Raw genomic sequence first — 21,435 nt, forward strand, 5'->3', positions numbered from 1 at the left:
GAGTAGCCGGAGGGTGCAGCACAGGGTGCAAGGGTTGACCGGATGATCCGGGGCATCGGGGTCGACATCGTCGACCTCGCTCGCTTCGAACGGCAGGTCTTGCGCACGCCTGGGCTTATTCCCCGGCTCTTCACGGAAGCCGAGCGCGGGTTGCCGATGCACTCCTTGGCCGCGCGCTTCGCGGCCAAGGAGGCACTGATCAAAGCGCTCGGCGACAGTGCCGGCGCCAGCTGGCAGGAGATGGACGTCGTGACCGACGCGCACGGCAACCCGGGATTCGTGCTTCACGGGGCTACCGCGGCGGCACTGACGGCCCGCGGCATCGACACAGTGCACTTGACCATGACTCACGACGCCGGGGTGGCCTGTGCGTTCGTGGTCGCGGAGGGCGGGGCATGACCGGATACCGCGAGGCCGTCGTCGACCTGGGCGCGGTCTACGCCAACGTCGCGCACCTCAGGCAGGTGGCCGGCACCCCGCACCTGATGGCCGTCGTCAAGGCGAACGCCTACGGCCATGGGGCAGTGCCGGTCGCCCGCACCGCGCTCGCCGCGGGCGCTGACTGGCTCGGGGTGGCCGACGTCGACGAGGCGCTCGAGCTGCGGGCCGCCGGCATCGACGCGCCCGTCCTGGCCTGGCTGCACGATCCGGATGCCGATTTCACCGTCGCCATCACCCGGAACATCACCCTCGGGCTGTCCTCGGCGCGGCAGCTGCGCCAGGTCGCCGAGGCCGCCGCCGCTCTCGGTCGCGTGGCCGACGTGCACCTCAAACTCGAGACCGGGCTCAACCGCAACGGCGTGAACGAACCGGACTGGGCCGAGACGTTCGCTCTGGCGGCCCAGCTCGAGCAGGCCGGCCGCCTGACCGTGACCGGCATTTTCAGCCACCTGTCGAATGCGTCCCCGGTCGACGACGCCGAGGCGATCGAGCGCTTCGAACGCGGTGTCGCTCTCGCCGCCGACACCGGGCTGGCCCCGTCTCTGATCCACTTGGCGTCCACCGCGGCGGCGCTGCGCGTGCCGGCCGCCCGCTTCTCGATGGTGCGGGTGGGCATCGGCATCTACGGTCTGTCGCCGTTCGCGGACCAGACGTCGCAGGATTTGGGCCTCACCCCGGCGATGACGCTGCGGGGGCGCGTCGCCGCCGTGCGCCGCGTGGCTGCGGGGGCCGGGGTGTCCTACGACTACCTGTGGCGGGCACCGGTCGACGGCTACCTCGCCCTCGTGCCACTCGGCTACGCGGACGGCGTGCCCCGCCAGGCCTCCGGAACCGCGTGGGTCGACATCTCTGGACACTCGCATCCGCTGGTCGGGCGCATCGCGATGGATCAGTTCGTCGTCAGCGTCGGCCAGGAACGCGTGACGGTCGGCGACGAGGTCGTACTGTTCGGCAACCCGGAGACCGGTGTGCCGAGCGCGACCGACTGGGCCGACGCCGCCGGCACCATCAACTACGAGATCGTTAGCCGGATCGGCCGCCGGGTTACCCGCAGCTACCGGAACGCGGTCGACGGCGCGGCGGGCGGCACGCGGCCCGGCGGCGGCGTTCGGCCCGGGGGCGGTTCGCGCTGATGCGCGCCGTCATCCCTGACGCCGACAGCATGCACGAGTTCGGCCGCACGGTCGCGGGGCTGCTGCAGGCCGGCGATTTGATCGTGCTGACCGGGCCCCTCGGCGCCGGAAAGACGACCTTCACCCGCGGCCTGGGGGAGGGTCTGCAGGTGCGCGGCTCGGTCACCAGCCCCACCTTCGTGCTGGCCCGCACCCACCCCAGCACGATCGGCGGACCCCCGCTCGTGCACGTCGACGCCTACCGGCTCGGAAGCGCCCTCGAGCTGGATGACCTCGACATCGATTTCGTTCGGTCGATCGTCGTGGTCGAGTGGGGTCGCGGGATGCTCAACGGTATCGCCGACTCCTGGCTCGATATCGAGATCGAACGGCCAGTCGGGGCCTCGCAGGCGGCCGCATCCGTCGTCGCCGACGAGGCCGAGGTGCTCGACCTCGACGAGCCGCGCACGGTCACGGTCACCCCGCACGGCCCCCGCTGGCCGAAAGAATTCGACGGAGATTTTGCTCCTACAGGCCCATAGTGGGCCCGATCCGGCTCCAGAGCCCAAAATCTCCGTCGAATTCGTTCAGGGCGGCCGACGAGCAGGCTTGGCGGAGCAGGATCGGCGGCACAGCGCATCGGCGGCACAGCGCATCGGACACAGCGAATAGGCTGGTGAGGTGCTTCTCGCCATCGATACTTCCGCCGGAACGAGCGTCGCGGTCGTGGATCTCGCCCGAGGCGTCATCGCCGAACACGCCACCGACGACACTATGCGCCACGCCGAGGTGGTCGGCCGCCTGATCGCCGACTGCCTCAGCGACGCGGCCGTGCCGATCAGCGGCCTCTCCGCGGTGGTCGGCGGCATGGGTCCCGGCCCCTTCACCGGTCTCCGTGTGGGCATCGCCGCCGCGCGGGTCTTCGCGCTGGGCGCCGGGGTGCCCTTCGTGCCCGTCGTCAGCCACGATGCGCTCGCCTTCGGCCGCTACCAGACCGGCCACACCGGCCCGCTCGTCGTCGTCACCGACGCCCGTCGCCGCGAGGTGAACTGGTCCGTGTACAGCGGGGCGGATGCCGTGGGTCTCCCGATCCGGGTCGACGGTCCTGGCGTGGCCCGGCCGGCCGTGCTGCTCGAACCCGACTGGGCGCACGCTGGGGTGCCCCGCTTCGACGCGGTCGCCGTGTCCGCCGGGGAGCTGGGGCAGGTTGCCGAGCTGATGTGGGCCCACCAGCGCCCGTTCGCCGCCGACACGGCGCTCTACCTGCGCTCGCCGGATGTCACCGTGTCCAACGGCCCGAAACGGGTGAGTTGATGATGTGGCAGCTGCGGCGCGCCCGAGCCGCCGATGTGGACGCCATCATGGCGCTCGAGACCCGTATCTTCGTCAACGACGCGTGGTCCGCCGAGGCGATGGCCCAGGACGTGGTCAACCCGAACTGCTACTACCTGGTGGCCTTCCCCCCCGATGAGCCCGACCGGATCGAGGGCTACGCCGGGCTGCAGGCCCTGCAGGGAGCGCGCGAGGGCGACATTCAGACCATCGCGGTCATCGAAGAGGCCCGCGGCCACGGCCTCGGCCGAACCCTGATGCTCAGCCTGATCGCCGAGGCCCGGAAGCGGGGCGTGCGCGAGGTGTTCCTCGAGGTGCGCGCCGACAACCCGCCGGCCCAGGAACTCTACCGCCGACTCGGCTTCGAGGAGTTGGGCATCCGCCCTGGCTACTACCAGCCCGACAACGTCGACGCGATCGTGATGCGACTGCACGTGCCTGACGCCGAGATGCAGATGACACCGGCAGAGGCCGCACTGGAGGCCACCGAATGACCACCCTGAACGCGATGACCGCGCAGAACCGCGCCAACCCGCTCGTGCTCGGCATCGAGACCTCCTGCGACGAGACCGGAATCGGAATCGTGCGCGGAACCACCCTGCTCTCCAACACGATCGCGTCGTCGATGGACGAACACGCCCGCTACGGCGGAGTCGTGCCGGAGGTGGCCGCGCGCGCACATCTTGAGGAGCTCGTTCCGGCGATCCGGGCGGCCGCGCTGGAGGCCGGCATCCGTTTGGAGGACATCGATGCGGTGGCCGTGACCTGCGGCCCCGGTCTGGCCGGCGCGCTCATGGTCGGGGTCGGCGCGGCCAAGGCACTCGCCATCTCGCTCGGCAAACCGATCTACGCGGTCAACCACCTCGTCGGTCACGTCGGGGCCGATGTGCTTCGACTCGGCGCAGACGACTCCACGAAGCCGCTGGAATACCCCACCGTTGCACTCCTCGTCAGCGGCGGTCACACCTCACTGCTGCTGGTGCGCGATCTGGTCTCCGACGTCGAACTGCTCGGCGAGACCATCGACGACGCGGCCGGCGAGGCCTTCGACAAGGTGGCCCGCCTGCTCGGCCTGCCCTACCCGGGCGGACCCCAGATCGACCGGGCCGCGCGGGAAGGCAATCCCGCCGCCATCCGTTTCCCCCGCGGTCTCAGCCAGACCAAGGACATGGCGAAACACCGGTACGACTTCTCGTTCTCCGGGCTCAAGACCTCGGTCGCGCGCTGGGTCGAGCAGAGACGCGACGCGGATGAGCCGGTGCCGCTGGCCGACGTGGCCGCCAGTTTCCGAGAGGCGGTCGTCGACATCCTCCTGACCAAGTCCGTCGCGGCCTGCGTCGACCTCGGTGTGCCGAGGCTCCTGCTCGGGGGCGGCGTGATCGCCAACGCCCGGCTGCGTCAGGTGGCCCAGGAGCGCACGGATGCCGCCGGCATCGCCCTGCGCATCCCGCCTTTGTCGCTCTGCACCGACAACGGCGCCATGATCGCGGCCCTCGGGGCGCAGCTGATCATGGCCGGGCATGCGCCTTCGTCACTGGAGTTCGGGGCGGACTCCACTCTTCCGGTCTCCGAGATCCAGGTCTGAAACCCCCTCCCACCGGTATTTCGCCACCGGACGGGTATTCTGGCTTCGGCAGGCGACGTTTGTTCGTGCGATCAACACCTTGTCCGACTGGGAGCCAGATCGGCAGCCCAGATGCACCATTCCCGAAGGAGCAATCGACATGACCGACCCCAACGAGCCGCCGGTTAACCCGCCCATGTTCCAGCCGCCGGCGGCGCAGGCCGCTCCGGCCTACGCCCAGCCGGGCTACCCCCAGTCCTACGCGCCGCAGGGCCCGTCCGAGAAGTACAACGTGCTGTCCATCGTGTCGCTCGTGACCTCGGTGCTCGGGATCTCCCTGGTCGGCATCATCACCGGCCACATCGGTCTGAGCCAGATCGGGAAGACCGGAGAAAAGGGACGGGGACTCGCGATTGCCGGCCTCATTGTCGGCTACGCCGGCCTGGCGGCTCAGCTCCTGGCCGTCGTCCTGCTGATCCCGTTGATGATCGCGATCGCGAACGACCCGACCCTGCTCAATACCAACTGACCCGATGGCCACGGGCAGAAACCCTGCGCGTCGATGACCCGTGACCCGATATGCAACCAGCGACGCCACCCCGTCGTCCGGAAAGGAATGAATTCGCATGAGCGATTCCAACAACCCCAGCAACCCTGACGTGCCCCGCGTGCCTGACGTGCCCCAGGTGCCCGGCGTACCGCAGGTGCCTGACGTGCCGCAGGTCCCCGATATCCCGCGCGACGAGCAGGGGGCGTCCGCCGCCCCGCCGGCGTACAACGGCCCGACCCCGCCGGCCTCCGTCCCGCCCGCCTACGGCGCCGCGACCCCGCCGCCCGGCTACGTCGCCCCGACGATGACCCAGGCGCCTGCCTATGGCGACGCGTATTCGTCGCCCAACGGTGCGGTCGCCGCGAAGCAGCCGATTCTCAGCATCTTGGCGCTGGTCGCCGGCGTTATCGGCGTGCTCGGCTCGCCGATCGTGTTCCTCCCGATTGTGGGTGGCATCCTCGGACTGTTCATCCCCGCCGCCGCGGTCGTCCTGGGCTTCCTCGGTAAGTCGAAGGAGCCGCAGGCGAGGGGTTTCTGGCTGACCGGGCTGATCACGGGGTTCATCGGCGTCGGTCTGGCACTGGTCAGTATCGTGATCTGGTCTGTCTTCTTCGCCACCATCCCCACCTCGTCGTACTGAGCGGAAGATAGCAGCAGGGATGGTTGGGGAGGAACGGGACTGGTCCCGCAACGATGACTTCCGGGTCGACCTCACCCGGCCTCCGGCGCCCGCTCCGGGGGAGCTGGACTACGCGTCGACCATCACAGCCCCCACCGACTGGGTGCCGTACGTCTACACCGACAGCGAGCTGACCGCGCAGGCAGGCCGGAGCGGGCTGTCCATCGCATCGCTCGTCTTCGGGCTGCTGGGGCTGCTGATCGCGGTCTTCGGCGTCTGGGGTGCGGCGCTCTCCCTGGCCGCGGTCGTGCTGGCCGTGATGGCCCGCGTGACCGAGCGCCGTGCCGGCACCGCGTGGGCCTACGGGCTGTGGACCGGGCTGGCCGGGCTGGTCCTCGCGGTCGGGTGGGTGTTGATCGTCACGCAGGTGCTGACGGTCGTGCCCGGCTGAGCCGCGCTGTCCTCCGCCGCTGGCCTCAGTCGAGTGGCGGAATCCGCTCCACCAGCAGAGCCACCCGGTGGCCGACGGCCCGGGTGAGCACGAGCGTCGCCGACTCGGGGCCCTTGAGCTTCAGTCTGGTGCGCAGGGTGGCCGGGTCGACGTCCACGCCGCGTTTCTTGATCTCGAGAGTGCCGATGCGGCGTTCCTGTAGGGCCAGCCGCAGCTTCTTCTCGTCGACCGGCAGCACCTCGAGCACCCGGAATGCGGTGGCGAAGGGCGTGCGTTGCAGGGTCTCGGAGGTGAGGTACGCGATCCCCTTGCTCAGCATTGACGCGTCGAGCGACCGGGCCAGGTCCCCGATCAGACGGGCACGGATGATCGCGCCGTCCGGCTCGTACAGGTAGTCGCCCAGCACTCCCACCGGGGCATCCGTGCTGTCGTGGGGCGCGGTCAGTTCGTGGATCCCGGTCCGGCTGAGCAGCAGGGCGGAACGACGGATGCCGGCGCGCGCCAGTGCTCCGAACCACAGCCCCATCTCCACGAGCTTGCCGTCCACGGAGACCCACTGCGACTCGGCCTCCGCGGGGATCAGCTCGCGGTCGTGGCCCGGCCCGAGCTTGACGCCGACGGGCATCCGCTCACTGAGACCGAAGACAAAATCGAGGTGCGGGGAGTAGTCCTCCGGCCGGGTCAGGCGCGAGGTGTTGGAGTGCCCGGCGGTGCGCCGGGCCGGGTCGAGCCAGGCGGCGTCGAAGCCGGCCAGGTCGACGTCTTCCGCGGACGAGTGCAGCACGCTCGCGTTCTCGAACGGAGCCAGGTTGTAGCTGGCGACGGTCGCGGTCACCTCGTCGGCGTCCACCCCCGTCACCGTGAGGTCCATGGCGGCCAGTGCCATGGCGTCGCCTCCGATGCCGCAGCCGAGGTCGACGACCCGGTTCAGGGACGCGCCCGCGAAGCGGCCGGCGTGCAGCGCCGCCACCCGCAGCCGGGTGGCCTGCTCGAGGCCGGCCTCCGTAAACAGCATGCGGCCTGCGAACTCGCCGAACTTGGGCACGGCCCTGGCTCGGAGCCGGGACTGGCTGAGCACCGCGGTGACCAGGTCGGGGCTGTGTCCGGCCTTGCGGAGTTCGCTCACCGCCCGCACGACGTCGGCGGCCGCGTCGTACGGCGGCAACGAGTCCAGCAGGCGCAAACCGCCCGGCGATAACAGCTCGACGAGCTCTGAGCGTTCCATCGTGCAAACCTATCAACACGACGCATCTGGCACTCACGTTGCGTGAGTGCCAGATGCGCCCTAAACTCGTCTTGGCACTCTCGCTGTGAGTCTGCTAACTATGTCTTAGCTAAGAAAGAGGTCAACCGTGTCGGTCTCCATCAAGCCGCTCGAGGATCGCATCGTCATCAAGCAGGTCGACGCAGAGCAGACCACCGCATCAGGTCTGGTCATTCCTGACACCGCCAAGGAAAAGCCCCAGGAGGGCGAAGTTGTCGCAGTCGGCCCCGGCCGCATTGACGACAACGGCAACCGCATTCCACTCGACGTCGCCGTCGGCGACAAGGTGATCTACTCCAAGTACGGTGGAACCGAAGTCAAGTTCGGTGGTGAGGACCTCCTCGTCCTGTCGGCCCGCGACGTGCTCGCAGTCGTCGTTCGCTAGCCACACCCACCTAACGGTAGAATCCCGGATGGCCCTGGCCATCCGGGATTCGTCGTTAAGAAAGGTCCGCTGTGGCGCAAGACCCTCTTTCACGCGGGAGAATCCGCGCGGCCCGCCCGGCGCGGTCGGAGCAGAGCAAGGGACTGATCTACGCGGTCCTCGCCTACGCCCTCTGGGGCGCGCTGCCGCTCTACTTTCTGCTCCTCGCGCCCAGTGGTGCCTTCGAGATCGTGGCCTGGCGGGTTCTCTTCTCCCTGGTGTTCTGCGCATTGCTGATCACGGTCACGCGCAAGTGGAAGTCCCTCCTCGCGCTGCTGCGGAGGCCCCGCATCGTGTTCACCATGGGTCTGGCCGGCCTCCTGATCTTCGTCAACTGGCAGACCTACGTCTTCGCCGCCCTCAGCGGCCACGTGGTCGAGGCAGCCCTCGGCTACTTCATCAACCCGATCGTGACCGTGTTCCTCGGCGTCATTCTGCTGCGCGAGCGGCTGCGCCCGCTGCAGTGGGTAGCCGTGGGAATCAGCCTCGGGGCCGTCGTCGTGCTCACCGTCGGCTACGGCTCGCTGCCGTGGGTGTCACTCATCCTCGCGTTCTCGTTCGGATTCTACGGTTTGATCAAGAAAAGGGTCGGCCGTGACGTCGATGCTGTCGCCGGACTCACCCTGGAAACGGTCTGGCTCGCACCCATCGCCGTGGTGCAGCTGATGGTGGTGGCCGCCGCCTCCGGTCTCACCTTTGGAAGCGTGTCCACCTGGCATACCGTGGGGCTGCTGGCAGCAGGTGTTGTGACCGCCGTGCCGCTGTTGTTCTTCGCCGCCGCGGCCCGGCGCCTGCCTCTGACCTACATGGGTCTGATCCAGTACTTCGCTCCGATCCTGCAGTTCCTGGTCGGCGTCTTCGTGCTGCTCGAGCCCATGCCGCCCGAGCGCTGGGTCGGTTTCGCACTGGTCTGGGTGGCGCTGGTCCTTCTCACGACCGACATGGTCCTCACCGGACGCGCGCCCCGGCGTGCGTCCCTTGAACCGGTCTGAGCCCCGCTACGCTCAGGGACGCACTTCGTACGTGAAAGGACACCGGATGCGCACTGCGTCGACTTCCCTGCCCGTCCTCCTCGTCGGGGCGCTCGCCTGCGTGCTCCTGCTGTCCGGATGTAGGGCTGAGGTCGCGCCGCCCGTAGTCGAGCCCGCTGCCGCCGCGTCCGTCGTGCTGGCTCCGTCCGGTGACGGGACCGTGCGCCTCGGAACCCTGTTCCCCATGACGGGCCCGTCGGCGGCCAGTGGTGCGGCACAGGTGGCCGGCTCCGAACTGGCCGCCCGCGAGATCACCGAGCAGGGCCGCATTCTCGGCACTCCGATCGAGATCATCCACCGCGACTCCGCCGTCGACCCGGCGACGTCGCTGACCGACTTGTTGGCCCGTGGCGTCGACGTCGTGCTGTGGGACGCCTCCGTTCCTATGCCGGGCGATCTGGCCGCCACCGTCGCGGCGGCGCCGGTGGTACTGCTGTGGCTCGGCGACTTCGCGAACGGGGGCACGCCGCTGGCCGCCAGTGACGGCTTCGCTGCGCGCCTGCGCACCCTCGATCCAGGGCTGGTCGACACTGCCGGCGGCGGTGAAGCCTATGACGGAGTCGTCCTGAGCGCCCTGGCCGCAGCACGGGCCGGAGACGACGGTGCGGCGTCGATCAGGCCCGCTCTCGACCAGGTCAGTACCGGGGCGTTCGCCTGCGCATCCTGGGGAGAATGTGCGGCCGCGCTGGCCGATGCGCAACAGATCGCCTATCAGGGCGTCACCGGCCGCCGATCGTAACGATTTGGTCTGCGTTACACGGATGTAACACGGTTTTCTTGTTTCGCGCGATTCCTGTCAATAATGTGACAGAACGGCAGTCAATCGACCGCTGTCATTTCTCATTCCTAGTCCCAAGGAGCAACATGAGCGTATTCGCGAAGGCCTCGGCCTCCCGTTCAGTTCGGGCAGTCGTCACTGGAGTCGCCCTGGTGGGCGTCAGTGCACTTCTGCTCACCGGCTGCAGCAGCAACACCGCTGAGCCGGCTGCATCGGAAGCCCCCGCCGCGAGCGGAGACGCCCAGGCCATCACGGCCGGCGACCGCGACCTGACCCTGAAGATCGGCACCATCCTTCCCCAGAGTGGTGCCCTGGCCTTCCTCGGCCCGCCCGAAGAAGCCGGCGTCGCCCTGGCCGTCAAGGACATCAACGACGCGAACCTCGGCTTGACCGTTGAGGCCATCTTCCGTGACTCCGGCGACACCACGACGGACACCGCGACCGGTTCGGTGACCGACCTTCTCTCGCAGAAGGTTTCCGCCATCATCGGCGCGGCATCCTCCGGCGTCTCCAAGACCGTGATCGACCAGATCACCGGCGCGGGCGTCGTGCAGTTCTCCCCGGCCAACACCTCGGCGGACTTCACGAAGTACGCCGACAAGGACCTCTACTGGCGCACCGCCCCGTCCGACCTGCTGCAGGGTGAAGTCCTGGGCACCCAGATCGCCGACGACGGCAACAGCACCCTCGGCCTGATCGTGCTCAACGACTCGTACGGCACCGGCCTGGCCGAGTCCACCACGACCGCCTTTGAGGCTGCGGGCGGCGAGGTCGTCGCCACGTCCCTGTTCAACGAGGGTGACTCCAACTTCGCCGCTCAGATCTCCGAAGTGACTGCCGCCAACCCCGACGCGATCGCCCTGATCACGTTCGACCAAGCCAAGGTCATCACCCCCGCACTGGTCGGCTCCGGCTACCCCGGTGGCAACCTGTACTTCGTGGACGGCAACCTGTCCGACTACAGCAAGGACTTCGACGCCGGCATCATCACCGGTGCCAAGGGCACGCTGCCCGGCCTCGACGTGGGAACCCTCGGCGACTTCACCGATCGTCTCAAGGAGATCGACCCCACCCTGACCGACTTCAGCTACGCGGCAGAGTCTTACGACGCCGTCATGCTCGTCGCGCTGGCTGCCTACGCGGCCAACGATGTCTCGGGTGAGGCCATCTCCAAGCACCTCCGCCAGGTCTCTGGGGGAACCGGCGACGGCACCACGGTCTCCGACTTCACCGCGGCGGCTAAGGCCCTCGCGGCCGGCGACCAGGTCAACTACGACGGCTTCTCCGGCCCGGTGACGTTCGATGAGAACGGCGACCCGACCGAGGCAACCATCGGCGTCTACGAGTACCTCGAAGACAACACGTACAAGCGCATCAACTAGTCACGATTCGTCGCTGACCGGCATCCGATCTGGAAGGGCCCCGACTTCGGTCGGGGCCCTTCTTCGTGCGCCCGGTGACGGACGTCACCCGGTGACGCCCCTCTTCCGGACACGAGCGGCGTCACCGGACACGGAGCACCGGACACGCGGAAGCGGCGCCCGAAGATCTCGGGCGCCGCTTCGTCGTGCGGGGCGTGCAGTCGGTGCGGGCGGCTCCGGCTAGTCGTCCTGGCCGAGGGTGCCGAGGTAGAGGCCGATCACCTTGGGATCGTTCAGCAGCTCGCGGCCGGTGCCCGTGTAGGCGTCACGGCCCTGGTCGAGCACGTAACCGCGGTCGCAGATCTGCAGGCACCGGCGCGCATTCTGCTCCACCATGATCGTGGTCACGCCGGCCTTGTTGATCTCCTTGACACGCAGGAACGCCTCATCCTGGCGCACGGGGGAGAGGCCTGCGCTCGGCTCGTCGAGCAGCAGTACGTGCGGGCCCATCATCAGCGCCCGCGACATGGCCACCATCTGGCGTTCCCCGCCGGACAGCGATCCGGCGCGCTGCTGCAGACGCTTCCCGAGCTCCGGGAAGATCTCCGTGACGAACTCGAGGCGTTCGGTCAGGCCTTTCGGCTTCAGGAACATGCCCATCTCCAGGTTCTCCTGGATCGTGAGCGTGGGAAAGACGTTGTTCGTCTGCGGCACGAAACCGACACCCTTGGCCACGAGCTTGTTCGCCTTGAGGTTGGTGATGTTCTCGCCGCGAAGCAGGATCTCACCCTCCCGAACCTTGACCTGGCCGAAGATCGACTTGAGCAGCGTGGACTTGCCGGCGCCGTTCGGGCCGATGATCCCGATCAGCTCGCCGTCGTAGGCGGTCAGGGAGCAGGCGTTGAGGATGTTGACGCCCGGCAGGTAGCCGGCCGTCACCGTCTTGACCTCGACGACGGGCTGCCCGGTGGGCGTGTAAGCCGGCGCGGCGGCAGGGCTGGTGTTCGTCAATCGAGCAACTCCTTAATGGCTTCCACACGTTCTGTTTCGGCGGCCGGATCCTCGCCGAGGTCCTCGTCGTGGTGCTGACCCAGGTAGGCGTCGATCACGGCGGGGTTACGCATCACCTCGTGCGGGTCGCCCTCGGCGACCACGCGGCCTTCGGCCATCACGATGACCCAGTCGGCGATGTGGCGCACCATATGCATGTCGTGTTCGACGAACAGAACCGTCATGCCCTCCGCCTTCAGGTTGAGGATGTGGTCCAGTAGCGACTGCGTCAGTGCCGGGTTCACCCCGGCCATCGGCTCGTCGAGCATCACCAGGCTCGGCTCGCTCATCAGCGCCCGTGCCATCTCGAGCAGCTTGCGCTGCCCGCCGGAGAGGCTGGCGGCGTAGTCGTCCTTCTTGGTGTCGAGCTTGAACCGTTCGAGGATATCGAGGGCCCGCACCCTGTTCGCCTCCTCCTGCTTGGCCCAGAAGAAGGGGAAGATCGCCCGGAACAGGTTCTCGCCGGCCTGGCCCTTGGCGCCGAGCAGCATGTTGTCCATGACGGTCAGCAGGCCGAGCGCCTTGGTGAGCTGGAAAGTGCGCACCTGGCCCATCCGGGCCACCTTGAACGCGGGCATCCCCGACAGGGGGCGACCCTCGAAGGTCCACGACCCGGTGTCAGGCTTGTCGAAGCCCGTCAGCAGGTTGAACAGGGTGGTCTTGCCGGCTCCGTTGGGCCCGATCAGCGCCGTGATGGCGCCGCGCGGGATCTCGACGTGGTCGACGTCGACGGCCTTGAGCCCGCCGAAGGTTCGACTCACGCCGTCGGCAACCAGGATCGGGTCGCGCTTCTTGCAGCCCGGTTCGGCCTCGCCGATGTGCAGGTCGGTCGACTTGACCGGCTTGTTGCTGGGAACGGTGTTATTTGACAAAGGCCAACTCCTTCTTGTTTCCGAAGATGCCTTGCGGTCTGAAGATGACTATAAGCATGATCGCCACTCCGACCAGGATGAAGCGCAGCTGGCCGGCCTGGATGCTGGTGATGAACGGGATCCAGCCTGCCTCCACCGCTCGGGCGATGAACCCGGAGAAGAAGGAGAGCAGAACCCAGAAGACCATCGAGCCGATGACCGGCCCGAGAATCGTCGACGCGCCGCCGAGCAGGAGGATCGCGTAGATGAAGAACGTCAGGGACGTCTGATAATTCGAGGGCACCACCGCACGGGGAAGCACGAAGATCATTCCGGCGATCGTGCCGAACACGCCACCGAGAATCAGAGACTGCATCTTGTAGGAGTAGACGTTCTTGCCGAGCGCGCGCACAGCATCCTCGTCTTCACGGATTCCCTTGATCACGCGACCCCACGGGCTGCGCATGATCTGCCAGGTGAACAGGCAGGCGAGGGCCACGATCGACCAGGCCACGATGCGCAGCCACCAGTCGTACTCGTTGTACTCGAAGGGGCCGAAGCCGTAGCGCCCCTCCGGGATCGGGTTGAGGCCGGCGAAACCGCCCTTGTAGCCGCTCAGGCCGTTCGCGGAACCCGTGATGGACTGGAACGTGTTCGTCGTGAACAGGAGGCGCACGATCTCGGCCGCCGCGATCGTCACGATCGCGAGGTAGTCCGCGCGCAGGCGGAGCGTCGGGATGCCCAGGACCAGGGCGAAAACGACGGATGCGCCGACCCCCACCAGCACAGCACCCCAGACGGGGAAACCGAAGCTGAGGGTGGAGATGGCGAACCCGTAGGCTCCGAGGGCCATGAAGCCGGCCTGGCCGAAGTTCAGGAGGCCGGTGTATCCGAAGTGGATCGCCAGCCCGAGAGCCGCGAGGGCGTAGGCGGCGGTGGTCGGGCTGATCAGCTCGACGGCTGCGTTGCTAAAGATTGCTCCCCAGTCGATCATCGGATGCCCTTCTAGCCAATTCTCTCTTTGCGACCCAGGATGCCTTGCGGCCGAAGCAGCAGCACCAGGATCAACACGACAAGTGCACCGACGTATTTAAGGTCGGAGGGAAGCCACAGCGTCGACAGTTCGACGAACAGGCCGACGATGATCGAACCGATCAGGGCGCCGAAAGCGGTGCCGAGACCGCCGAGGGTCACGGCCGCGAAGACGAGCAGCAGGATCTGGAAACCCATATCCCAGCTGACGCCCGGGCGGAAGTAGGCCCACAGAATTCCGCTGAGGCCGGCGAGGGCCCCACCGAGCACCCAGACGATCCGGATGACGCCGTCGACGTCGATCCCGCTGGCCGAGGCCAGGCTGGGATTGTCGGAGACCGCGCGGGTGGCCTTGCCGATGCGGGTGCGCAACAGGAAGTAGGAAACGGCCAACAGCACCACGATGCTGATGCCCATGCTGGCCACGTCGATCATCGAGAGCCGGATCGGACCCAGCTGCATGTCGGCGAGGCCGGATCCCGGAAGCTGGCTCGTTCCGCCGCCGACGAAGATCTGGAACAGGTAGCGCAGGGCGAGCGAGAGGCCGATGCTCACGATCATCAGTGGGATCAGACCGACGCCCTTGCGGCGCAGCGGCTTCCAGATCACCGCGTCTAGGCTCCAGCCGAAGCCCGCGCTCAGCGCGACGGCGATGATGATCGCCAGCCAGATCGGCAGGCCGAGCGTGACCGAGAAGAGGAGGGACATCAGCGCGCCGAAGGTGATCATCTCCGCATGCGCGAAGTTGCTCAGCCCGGTGGTGCCGAAGATCAGGGACAGTCCGATCGCGGCGAGGGCCAGGAGCAGACCGAAGTTCAGCCCGTTGACGAACCGATTGATGAACTGGTCGAAGAAGCTCACCGTCGTGCGCGTGCCCTCACCGAGGAAGAAGTTGACCGACTTCACCTTCGTGAGCGCGAATTCCGCCTCGATCACGCTGCCGCCCTTGGCGACGACGACGCCCTCGGGGAGGGTCTCCTCATCGAGGGTGACGGTGTAGGCGGCCTTCTCGGGCACGCCGACCTTCCACTTGCCGTCGGCACCCGTTTCCACGGATGCTTCATAGCCGGCCCCCTCGACGGTGATCAGCACATTGTCGAGCGGTTTCTGGTCGAACTGCACATTGCCGGTGAGTACGAACTCGTACTCGTCGGTTCCGACCTCGTCGGCATGAGCCGGACTGGCCGAGACGGTGGCGAATGTGGACATAGTCAGGGCTGCGAAGAGCAGGCCGAGAAAGATCACCAGCATTCTGGGTGAGAATCTGCGAACAGCTTCAGGGGAATTCACTGCACCTCCATGGCGGCACCGTTGGGTCTGTGACCGAGCGTGCCCCGGGTCTCACCTACCAACATCTTTGTTGACAGTAAGTGAAGATTATGTCGCATATGTTCCGACGACGGCCGACACTCCCTAGATTCTCTGCTGAGGAATGCGCAGAGCGCAACGTCGCTTAACATTGAGAAGCCGGTAATCGAGTTGGATGGCCGCGTTTTCTCCACTTTCCTGCATTGTTAAAAGGGGTTTCATGGATCAGCCAGATCCGTTCGGTTTCACCGGGCTTACGTACGATGACGTCCTTCTTCTTCCGGGGCACACCGACGTCATTCCCAGTGAAGCCGAGACAATGTCTCGGTTGACGCGCCGGATCAGCGTGGCCACGCCGCTGCTGTCCAGCGCGATGGACACCGTCACCGAGACCCGGATGGCCATCGCGATGGCCCGTGAGGGTGGCCTCGGCGTGCTGCACCGCAACCTCTCGATCGCGGACCAGGCCGAGCAGGTCGACCTCGTCAAACGCAGCGAATCCGGCATGATTACCAATCCGGTAACAACTTCGCCCGACGCCACCGTTGCGGAGGTCGACGCCCTCTGCGGGCAGTACCGGATCAGCGGTCTTCCCGTCGTCGACGCCGACGGCGTGCTCGTGGGCATCATCACAAACCGGGACATGCGGTTCGTCTCCACCACCAAAAAGCACACGACCCGGGTGCGCGAGGTGATGACGACGGCACCGCTGATCACGGGCAAGGTCGGCATGGCCCCGATGGACGCCGTCGCCATCTTCGCCACCCACAAGATCGAGAAGCTTCCCCTCGTCGACGACCACGGCCGCCTGACGGGCCTGATCACGGTCAAGGACTTCGACAAGAGCGAGGAATACCCCTTCGCCACCAAGGACGATGCCGGACGACTGCGCGTCGGCGCGGCCATCGGCTTCTTCGGCGACGCCTGGCAGCGCGCCACCGCACTTCTCGAGGCAGGCGTCGACGTGCTCGTGGTCGACACCGCCAACGGCGACAGCGCCGGGGTGCTCGAGATCATCCGTCGCCTGAAGTCCGACTCTGCCTTCGAGGGGGTCGACGTGATCGGCGGCAACGTGGCCACCCGCTCCGGCGCCCAGGCCCTCATCGACGCCGGCGCCGACGCGATCAAGGTCGGGGTCGGCCCCGGCTCGATCTGCACCACCCGCATCGTCGCCGGCGTCGGCGTGCCGCAGATCACCGCCGTCTACCAGGCGTCGCTCGCGGCCCGGGAGACCGGCATCCCGGTCATCGCCGACGGCGGGCTGCAGTATTCCGGCGACATCGCCAAGGCGCTGGTCGCCGGCGCGGACACCGTCATGCTCGGCTCCCTGCTCGCCGGCTGTGACGAGAGCCCCGGCGAGCTCGTCTTCGTCAACGGCAAGCAGTTCAAGACCTACCGCGGCATGGGCTCGCTCGGCGCGCTGCAGAGCCGCGGCACGAAGACCTCCTACTCCAAGGACCGCTACTTCCAGTCGGATGTCCCCTCCGACGACAAACTCATCCCGGAAGGCATCGAGGGCCAGGTCCCGTATCGCGGACCGGTGTCCGCCGTGGCCTACCAGCTGATCGGCGGCCTGCGCCAGTCCATGTTCTACGTGGGCGCGCGCACGATCGACGAGCTCAAACAGAAGGGTAAGTTCGTTCGGATCACGTCCGCCGGGCTCAAGGAGTCGCACCCGCACGACGTGCAGATCGTGGTCGAGGCGCCCAACTACCGCCGCTGACCGTACTCGAGGGCGACTAGGCGGCCGCGGCCAGCCGGGAGACCGCTTCCGCGAGCACCTCAGGTGAACACCCGAAGTTGAGACGCGCGAAGCCCCGGCCCGGTTCGCCGAACATCGGGCCGGGGCTGAGCGCGACCCGGGCCTGCTCGAGTGCGACCAGCGCCGGGTCGTCACCCCAGCCGAGGCTCCGCAGGTCAAGCCAGGCCAGGTAGCCGGCCCCTGGCTGCCGGTAGCCGACCCCGGGCAGTTGCGCGTCGAGCAGCGCGGCGAGCTCGCGCCGATTGTCGTCGAGGGCCGCGATCACCCCGTCCAGCCACGGCTCCCCGTCGCGGAACGCCGCGATGCCGGCGATCAGCCCGAACTGGCTTGTGCGCCAAGACACCTCCTGGGGCAGGGCGGCGAGCTCGGCGCGCATCCGTTCGCCGGCGGTGACGAGAAGCGCGCATTTGAGGCCGGCCAGGTTCCAGGCCTTGCTCGCGCTCGTCACGCAGACGCCGTGGTCGGCGGCCTCGGTGGAGACGGTGAGGTAGGGCGTGAAAGCGGCGTTGGTGTAGGTCAGAGGGGCGTGGACCTCGTCGCTGACGACCGTGACGCCGTAGTGGGCGGCGAGCCCGGACAGCGCCGTGAGGTCCTGGACGGTGTGCGGATGCCCGATCGGGTTGTGCGGGTTGCAGAGCAGCACGCAGCGCACGCCCGATTGGAAGGCGCGCTCGAGGCCGTTCAGGTCGAGGGTCCAGCCGGTCTGACCGGCGAGGAGTGGCACGGCGTGCGGCACCCCGCCGGCCTCGGGCACGAGGTCGAAGAACGGCGGGTAGACCGGGGGAGTGATCACAACCCGGTCGCCGGGCCTGATCAGCATTCGCAGGGTCTCCACGATGGCCACGCTGACATCCGTCGTGGTGGTCACCTGCTCCGGGTCGACCTGCCAGCCCCAGCGGCGACCGGCGAATCCCGCGAAGGCCGCGCCAAGCCCGTTGACCGGTGCGACATACCCGGTGTCGCTGCGCCGCACCGCCGCTGTCAACGCGTCCCGGATGGGTTCGGCGAGCGGAAAGTCGGACTCGGCGACGAAGAGCGGCAGCACATCGGCGGGAAAACTGCGCCATTTCATGCTGGTGCGCTCGCGCAGGAGGGAGAGAGGGTCGGCGGTGACGTCCATCACCTCAGGATGCACCCCGCGGCATCCGTCGTCGAGGAGCGCCGCGGCACCTAAACTAAAATCATGGAAATCGAGATCGGCCGCTCCAAGCGCGCCCGCCGCGTGTACGCCTTCGACGACATCGCGATTGTGCCCAGCCGGCGCACCCGCGACCCGGAGGATGTGTCGGTCGACTGGACCATCGACGCGTATCAATTCTCGATCCCGTTCCTCGCGGCGCCGATGGACTCCGTGGTGTCCCCGCAGACGGCCATCATGATGGGTCAGCTCGGCGGCGTGGGCGTGCTCGACCTCGAGGGCCTCTGGACCCGCTATGACAACCCCGAGCCGCTCCTCGCCGAGATCCGCGAGTTGCCCGCCGACCGGGCCACCGCGCGCATGCAGGAGATGTACTCCGAGCCGATCAAGCCCGAGCTCGTCACCGCCCGCCTCGCGGAGATCCGCGCGGCCGGCGTGACTGTGGCCGGCGCCCTGTCGCCGCAGCGCACGCAGGAATTGTACGAGACCGTCGTCGCCGCCGGCGTCGACCTGTTCGTCATCCGCGGAACCACCGTTTCTGCCGAGCACGTCTCGCAGAACCAGGAACCCCTCAACCTCAAGAAGTTCATCTACGAACTCGACGTACCCGTGATCGTGGGCGGGGCGGCGACCTACACCGCGGCCCTGCACCTCATGCGCACGGGTGCGGCCGGCGTGCTCGTCGGCTTCGGCGGCGGCGCGGCCTCGACCACGCGCGCCTCCCTCGGCATCCACGCGCCCATGGCCACGGCCGTGGCCGATGTCGCCGGTGCCCGCCGGGACTACATGGACGAGTCCGGTGGACGCTACGTGCACGTCATCGCTGACGGCGGCCTCAACACCTCCGGCGACATCGTCAAGGCCATCGCCTGCGGCGCCGACGCCGTCATGCTCGGCACCGCGCTGGCCCGAGCGACGGATGCCCCCGGCGGCGGCTTCCACTGGGGTGCCGAGGTGCACCACTCGAAGCTGCCCCGCGGCAAGCGGGTCGCGGTGGGCGCCCTGGCGCCGCTCGAGACCATCCTGTACGGCCCGACGCCGATCGCCGACGGCACCGCGAACCTCGTCGGCGCGCTGCGCCGGTCGATGGCGACCACCGGTTACTCCGACCTGAAGGAATTCCAGCGCGTCGATGTGGTCGTCGCCCCGTACCGGGGGAATTAGACGGTTGTCGCGCCGCACCGAGTGAACTAGCGTCGGTATGAATTAGCGTCAGGTAAGCACCACACCATCTGGAATGGGAGTGAGCACATGGCATCAGGTAATTCGGCGTCGCGATCCACGAAACTGGGTCCGGAGGAACGAGCTGCGGCCCTCGAACGGCTGAAGGGCAAAGAGCTCGACATCCTCGTGGTCGGCGGCGGCATCGTCGGCACCGGAGCCGCCCTGGACGCGGTCACCCGCGGCCTGAGCGTGGGAATCCTCGAGGCCAGGGACTGGGCGTCGGGAACGTCGAGCCGGTCGTCCAAGCTGGTGCACGGCGGCATCCGCTACCTGGAACAGGCCGACTTCCGGTTGGTGCGCGAGGCTCTGACGGAGCGTGGCCTGCTCCTGCAGCGCATCGCCCCGCACCTGGTGAAGCCGGTGCGGTTCCTGTACCCGCTCAGGAAGCGCGTCACCGAGCGCTTCTACGTGGGCGCCGGCATGCTCCTCTACGACCTGTTTTCGTATACCGGCGGGCGCGCCCCCGGTGTGCCGCACCACCGCCACCTGTCCAAGCGGCAGGTGAAGGGGCTTCTGCCCAGCCTGAACACCGACACGATCGTCGGCGGCATCACGTACTACGACGGGCAGGTCGACGACGCGCTCTACGTGGCCTCGCTCGTGCGCACCGCGTCGTTCTACGGGGCGCACGCGGCCAGCCGGGTGCGGGTCGAAGGATTCATCAAGGTGGGTGAGCGGGTGGTCGGCGTGCACGCCCACGACCTGCAGACCGATGAACGGTTCGAGGTGCGGGCCCGGCAGGTCGTGAACGCCACCGGGGTCTGGACCGACGACACGCAGCGCATGGTCGGCGAACGCGGCACGTTCAAGGTGCGCGCATCGAAAGGCATCCACCTGGTCGTGCCCCGGGACCGGTTCCAGTCGGCCATGGGGCTGCTGCTGCGCACCGAGAAGAGCGTCCTGTTCGTGATCCCCTGGGGACGACACTGGCTGATCGGCACGACCGACACGGACTGGCATCTGGACAAGGCGCACCCGGCCGCCACCGCCGCTGACATTGACTACCTGCTCGAACACGTGAACGCCGTGCTCCGGGTGCCGCTGACCCGGGAGGACGTCGAGGGAGTCTACGCCGGCCTGCGGCCGCTCCTGGCCGGGGAGTCGGAGAGCACCTCGAAGCTGTCCCGCGAACACCTCGTCGGACACTCCGTGCCCGGCCTGGTGGTGATCGCGGGCGGAAAGTGGACCACGTACCGGGTGATGGCGAAGGATGCGATCGATGCGGCCGTCGACGCCTTCGACGAACGGGTCCCGGCCTCCACCACGGCGGAGATCCCGCTGCTCGGCGCCGAGGGCTACCAGGCCGCCTGGAACAAGCGCGGCCGGATCGCGCGGGCGTTCGGCCTGCACACCGTCCGCGTCGAGCACCTGCTGAACCGCTACGGCACCCTGACCGACGAGCTTCTCGATCTGATCCGCAAGACCCCGTCACTGGCGGACCCGCTGCCGGGGGCCGACGACTACATCGAGGCGGAGGTCGTGTACGCGGCCACGCATATGGGCGCCCTGCACCTCGAGGACGTGCTGGCTCGCCGCACTCGCATCTCGATCGAGGCCTGGGACCGCGGCGTCTCGGCGGCGCCCGTGGCCGCGCGGCTGATGGCCGGGGTGCTCGGCTGGGACGAAGCCCGGGAGACGCGCGAAGTGGGCACCTACCTCAAGCGGGTGGCGGCGGAACGCGCGTCGCAGCAGCAGCCCGACGACGAGTCCGCCGACCGCGTGCGGCTCGAGGCTCCGGACATCGCCGCCACGAAATAGGAGCCGCCCGCCGGCACCCTCGCCCGGCACCCTCGCCCGGCGTCCACTCCCTGCCTCCGCTTGTCCGCTCGCACCCCGCCGGTGCGTGAACGAATTCGACGGAGATTCTGCCCTGTGGGGCCTGAAAAATGCCCGACAGCGCCGTTCAGAGCCAAATCTCCGTCGAATTGGTTGGGCCGTCCGAGCGCACGCGTGTGGCCAACTCAGGACATCCGTCGCCTGGGCTGCCCGCCCGACACGGACCAGAGCGGAACTCGTGCGGGTGCCCGGGCCCGGCCGGACGGATCTCCTGCGTTAGCCGCAACACCGAGCGGATGTGCCGCAGCGCCTTTGTGGTTCGGGCATCCGCCAGACACTCAGCCCCAGCCCGTACCAATTCGACGGA

22 protein-coding genes are annotated in these 21,435 nt (G+C 67.9%); 16 read left to right on the top strand and 6 right to left on the bottom strand.

The genetic code is table 11. The annotated features are described in order from the left end of the window. The first annotated feature begins 42 nt into the window (after positions 1-42). From CXY82_RS15975 to CXY82_RS16015, 9 genes are all read left to right on the top strand, one after another. Positions 43-399: a holo-ACP synthase gene (locus CXY82_RS15975; protein ID WP_104100935.1), complete on the top strand. Its 357-nt coding sequence runs from the start codon at positions 43-45 to the stop codon at positions 397-399. Then, positions 396-1,574, top strand: coding sequence for an alanine racemase (gene alr / locus CXY82_RS15980; protein WP_104171776.1), 1,179 nt, complete (start codon positions 396-398; stop codon positions 1,572-1,574). Before CXY82_RS15975 ends, alr begins: the two co-directional genes overlap by 4 nt. Then, complete coding sequence (tsaE, locus tag CXY82_RS15985) at positions 1,574-2,095, top strand: tRNA (adenosine(37)-N6)-threonylcarbamoyltransferase complex ATPase subunit type 1 TsaE (protein WP_104171777.1); 522 nt, start codon at positions 1,574-1,576, stop codon at positions 2,093-2,095. The genes alr and tsaE overlap by 1 nt, the downstream gene beginning before the upstream one ends. Positions 2,096-2,234: 139 nt before the next feature. Continuing rightward, complete coding sequence (gene tsaB / locus CXY82_RS15990; protein ID WP_104171778.1) at positions 2,235-2,867, top strand: tRNA (adenosine(37)-N6)-threonylcarbamoyltransferase complex dimerization subunit type 1 TsaB; 633 nt, start codon at positions 2,235-2,237, stop codon at positions 2,865-2,867. Then, positions 2,867-3,379, top strand: a complete 513-nt coding sequence (rimI, locus tag CXY82_RS15995; protein WP_104171779.1) for a ribosomal protein S18-alanine N-acetyltransferase — start codon at positions 2,867-2,869, stop codon at positions 3,377-3,379. The genes tsaB and rimI overlap by 1 nt, the downstream gene beginning before the upstream one ends. Further along, a complete protein-coding gene (gene tsaD / locus CXY82_RS16000; RefSeq protein WP_104171780.1) occupies positions 3,376-4,470 on the top strand; it encodes a tRNA (adenosine(37)-N6)-threonylcarbamoyltransferase complex transferase subunit TsaD in 1,095 nt (364 codons plus the stop codon). The genes rimI and tsaD overlap by 4 nt, the downstream gene beginning before the upstream one ends. A gap of 139 nt (positions 4,471-4,609) precedes the next feature. Then, positions 4,610-4,978: a DUF4190 domain-containing protein gene (locus CXY82_RS17440; RefSeq protein ID WP_158251994.1), complete on the top strand. Its 369-nt coding sequence runs from the start codon at positions 4,610-4,612 to the stop codon at positions 4,976-4,978. 97 nt (positions 4,979-5,075) lie between these two features. Further along, complete coding sequence (locus CXY82_RS16010) at positions 5,076-5,639, top strand: DUF4190 domain-containing protein (RefSeq protein ID WP_104171782.1); 564 nt, start codon at positions 5,076-5,078, stop codon at positions 5,637-5,639. Positions 5,640-5,658: 19 nt separating this feature from the next. Continuing rightward, positions 5,659-6,069, top strand: coding sequence for a DUF4190 domain-containing protein (locus CXY82_RS16015; protein WP_104171783.1), 411 nt, complete (start codon positions 5,659-5,661; stop codon positions 6,067-6,069). A gap of 25 nt (positions 6,070-6,094) precedes the next feature. Here the strand turns inward: CXY82_RS16015 and CXY82_RS16020 are convergent, their stop codons facing one another. Further along, entirely contained in the window at positions 6,095-7,294 is a 1,200-nt protein-coding gene (locus tag CXY82_RS16020; protein ID WP_104171784.1) for a methyltransferase domain-containing protein, read from the bottom strand. Between the two features lie 127 nt (positions 7,295-7,421). On the opposite strand from CXY82_RS16020, the gene groES reads away from it, so the two are divergent. From groES to CXY82_RS16040, 4 genes are all read left to right on the top strand, one after another. After that, positions 7,422-7,718 (top strand): co-chaperone GroES, encoded by a 297-nt coding sequence (gene groES, locus CXY82_RS16025; protein ID WP_066597535.1) that lies wholly within the window; start codon positions 7,422-7,424, stop codon positions 7,716-7,718. A 101-nt stretch (positions 7,719-7,819) separates the two neighbouring features. Next, positions 7,820-8,749, top strand: coding sequence for an EamA family transporter RarD (gene rarD, locus CXY82_RS16030; protein ID WP_104171900.1), 930 nt, complete (start codon positions 7,820-7,822; stop codon positions 8,747-8,749). 46 nt (positions 8,750-8,795) lie between these two features. After that, entirely contained in the window at positions 8,796-9,527 is a 732-nt protein-coding gene (locus tag CXY82_RS16035; RefSeq protein ID WP_104171785.1) for an ABC transporter substrate-binding protein, read from the top strand. Between the two features lie 125 nt (positions 9,528-9,652). Beyond that, positions 9,653-10,948 (top strand): ABC transporter substrate-binding protein, encoded by a 1,296-nt coding sequence (locus tag CXY82_RS16040; RefSeq protein WP_104171786.1) that lies wholly within the window; start codon positions 9,653-9,655, stop codon positions 10,946-10,948. A 219-nt stretch (positions 10,949-11,167) separates the two neighbouring features. On the opposite strand, the gene CXY82_RS16045 is transcribed toward CXY82_RS16040, so the two are convergent. From CXY82_RS16045 to CXY82_RS16060, 4 genes are read right to left on the bottom strand one after another with little or no spacing between them, the layout of a single operon-like run. After that, positions 11,168-11,938: an ABC transporter ATP-binding protein gene (locus CXY82_RS16045; protein ID WP_104171787.1), complete on the bottom strand. Its 771-nt coding sequence runs from the start codon at positions 11,936-11,938 to the stop codon at positions 11,168-11,170. Then, positions 11,935-12,849, bottom strand: coding sequence for an ABC transporter ATP-binding protein (locus tag CXY82_RS16050; RefSeq protein WP_104171788.1), 915 nt, complete (start codon positions 12,847-12,849; stop codon positions 11,935-11,937). The genes CXY82_RS16045 and CXY82_RS16050 overlap by 4 nt, the downstream gene beginning before the upstream one ends. Continuing rightward, on the bottom strand, positions 12,839-13,819 hold the full coding sequence (locus CXY82_RS16055; protein ID WP_104101024.1) for a branched-chain amino acid ABC transporter permease: 981 nt from the start codon (positions 13,817-13,819) through the stop codon (positions 12,839-12,841). The genes CXY82_RS16050 and CXY82_RS16055 overlap by 11 nt, the downstream gene beginning before the upstream one ends. Positions 13,820-13,833: 14 nt before the next feature. Continuing rightward, the gene (locus CXY82_RS16060) at positions 13,834-15,111 is read right to left on the bottom strand and encodes a branched-chain amino acid ABC transporter permease (RefSeq protein WP_104171789.1); all 1,278 of its coding nucleotides are present in this window, start codon (positions 15,109-15,111) and stop codon (positions 13,834-13,836) included. 277 nt (positions 15,112-15,388) lie between these two features. Here CXY82_RS16060 and guaB point away from each other — a divergent pair, with 277 nt between their 5' ends. Next, on the top strand, positions 15,389-16,891 hold the full coding sequence (gene guaB, locus CXY82_RS16065; protein WP_104171790.1) for an IMP dehydrogenase: 1,503 nt from the start codon (positions 15,389-15,391) through the stop codon (positions 16,889-16,891). Positions 16,892-16,907: 16 nt separating this feature from the next. Here the strand turns inward: guaB and CXY82_RS16070 are convergent, their stop codons facing one another. Beyond that, on the bottom strand, positions 16,908-18,050 hold the full coding sequence (locus CXY82_RS16070; protein WP_104171791.1) for a MalY/PatB family protein: 1,143 nt from the start codon (positions 18,048-18,050) through the stop codon (positions 16,908-16,910). A gap of 63 nt (positions 18,051-18,113) precedes the next feature. Between CXY82_RS16070 and CXY82_RS16075 the strand changes: the two genes are divergently transcribed. Together CXY82_RS16075 and CXY82_RS16080 are read left to right on the top strand one after the other, a co-directional pair. Then, positions 18,114-19,232, top strand: coding sequence for a GuaB3 family IMP dehydrogenase-related protein (locus CXY82_RS16075; protein WP_104171792.1), 1,119 nt, complete (start codon positions 18,114-18,116; stop codon positions 19,230-19,232). An 87-nt stretch (positions 19,233-19,319) separates the two neighbouring features. After that, positions 19,320-21,050 carry a glycerol-3-phosphate dehydrogenase/oxidase gene (locus CXY82_RS16080; RefSeq protein ID WP_104171793.1) on the top strand — a complete coding sequence of 577 codons (1,731 nt, stop codon included), beginning with the start codon at positions 19,320-19,322 and terminating at the stop codon, positions 21,048-21,050. The last annotated feature ends 385 nt before the right edge of the window (positions 21,051-21,435 follow it).

This window comes from Cryobacterium sp. M23 (assembly GCF_002929655.1).
GTDB lineage: Bacteria > Actinomycetota > Actinomycetes > Actinomycetales > Microbacteriaceae > Cryobacterium > Cryobacterium sandaracinum.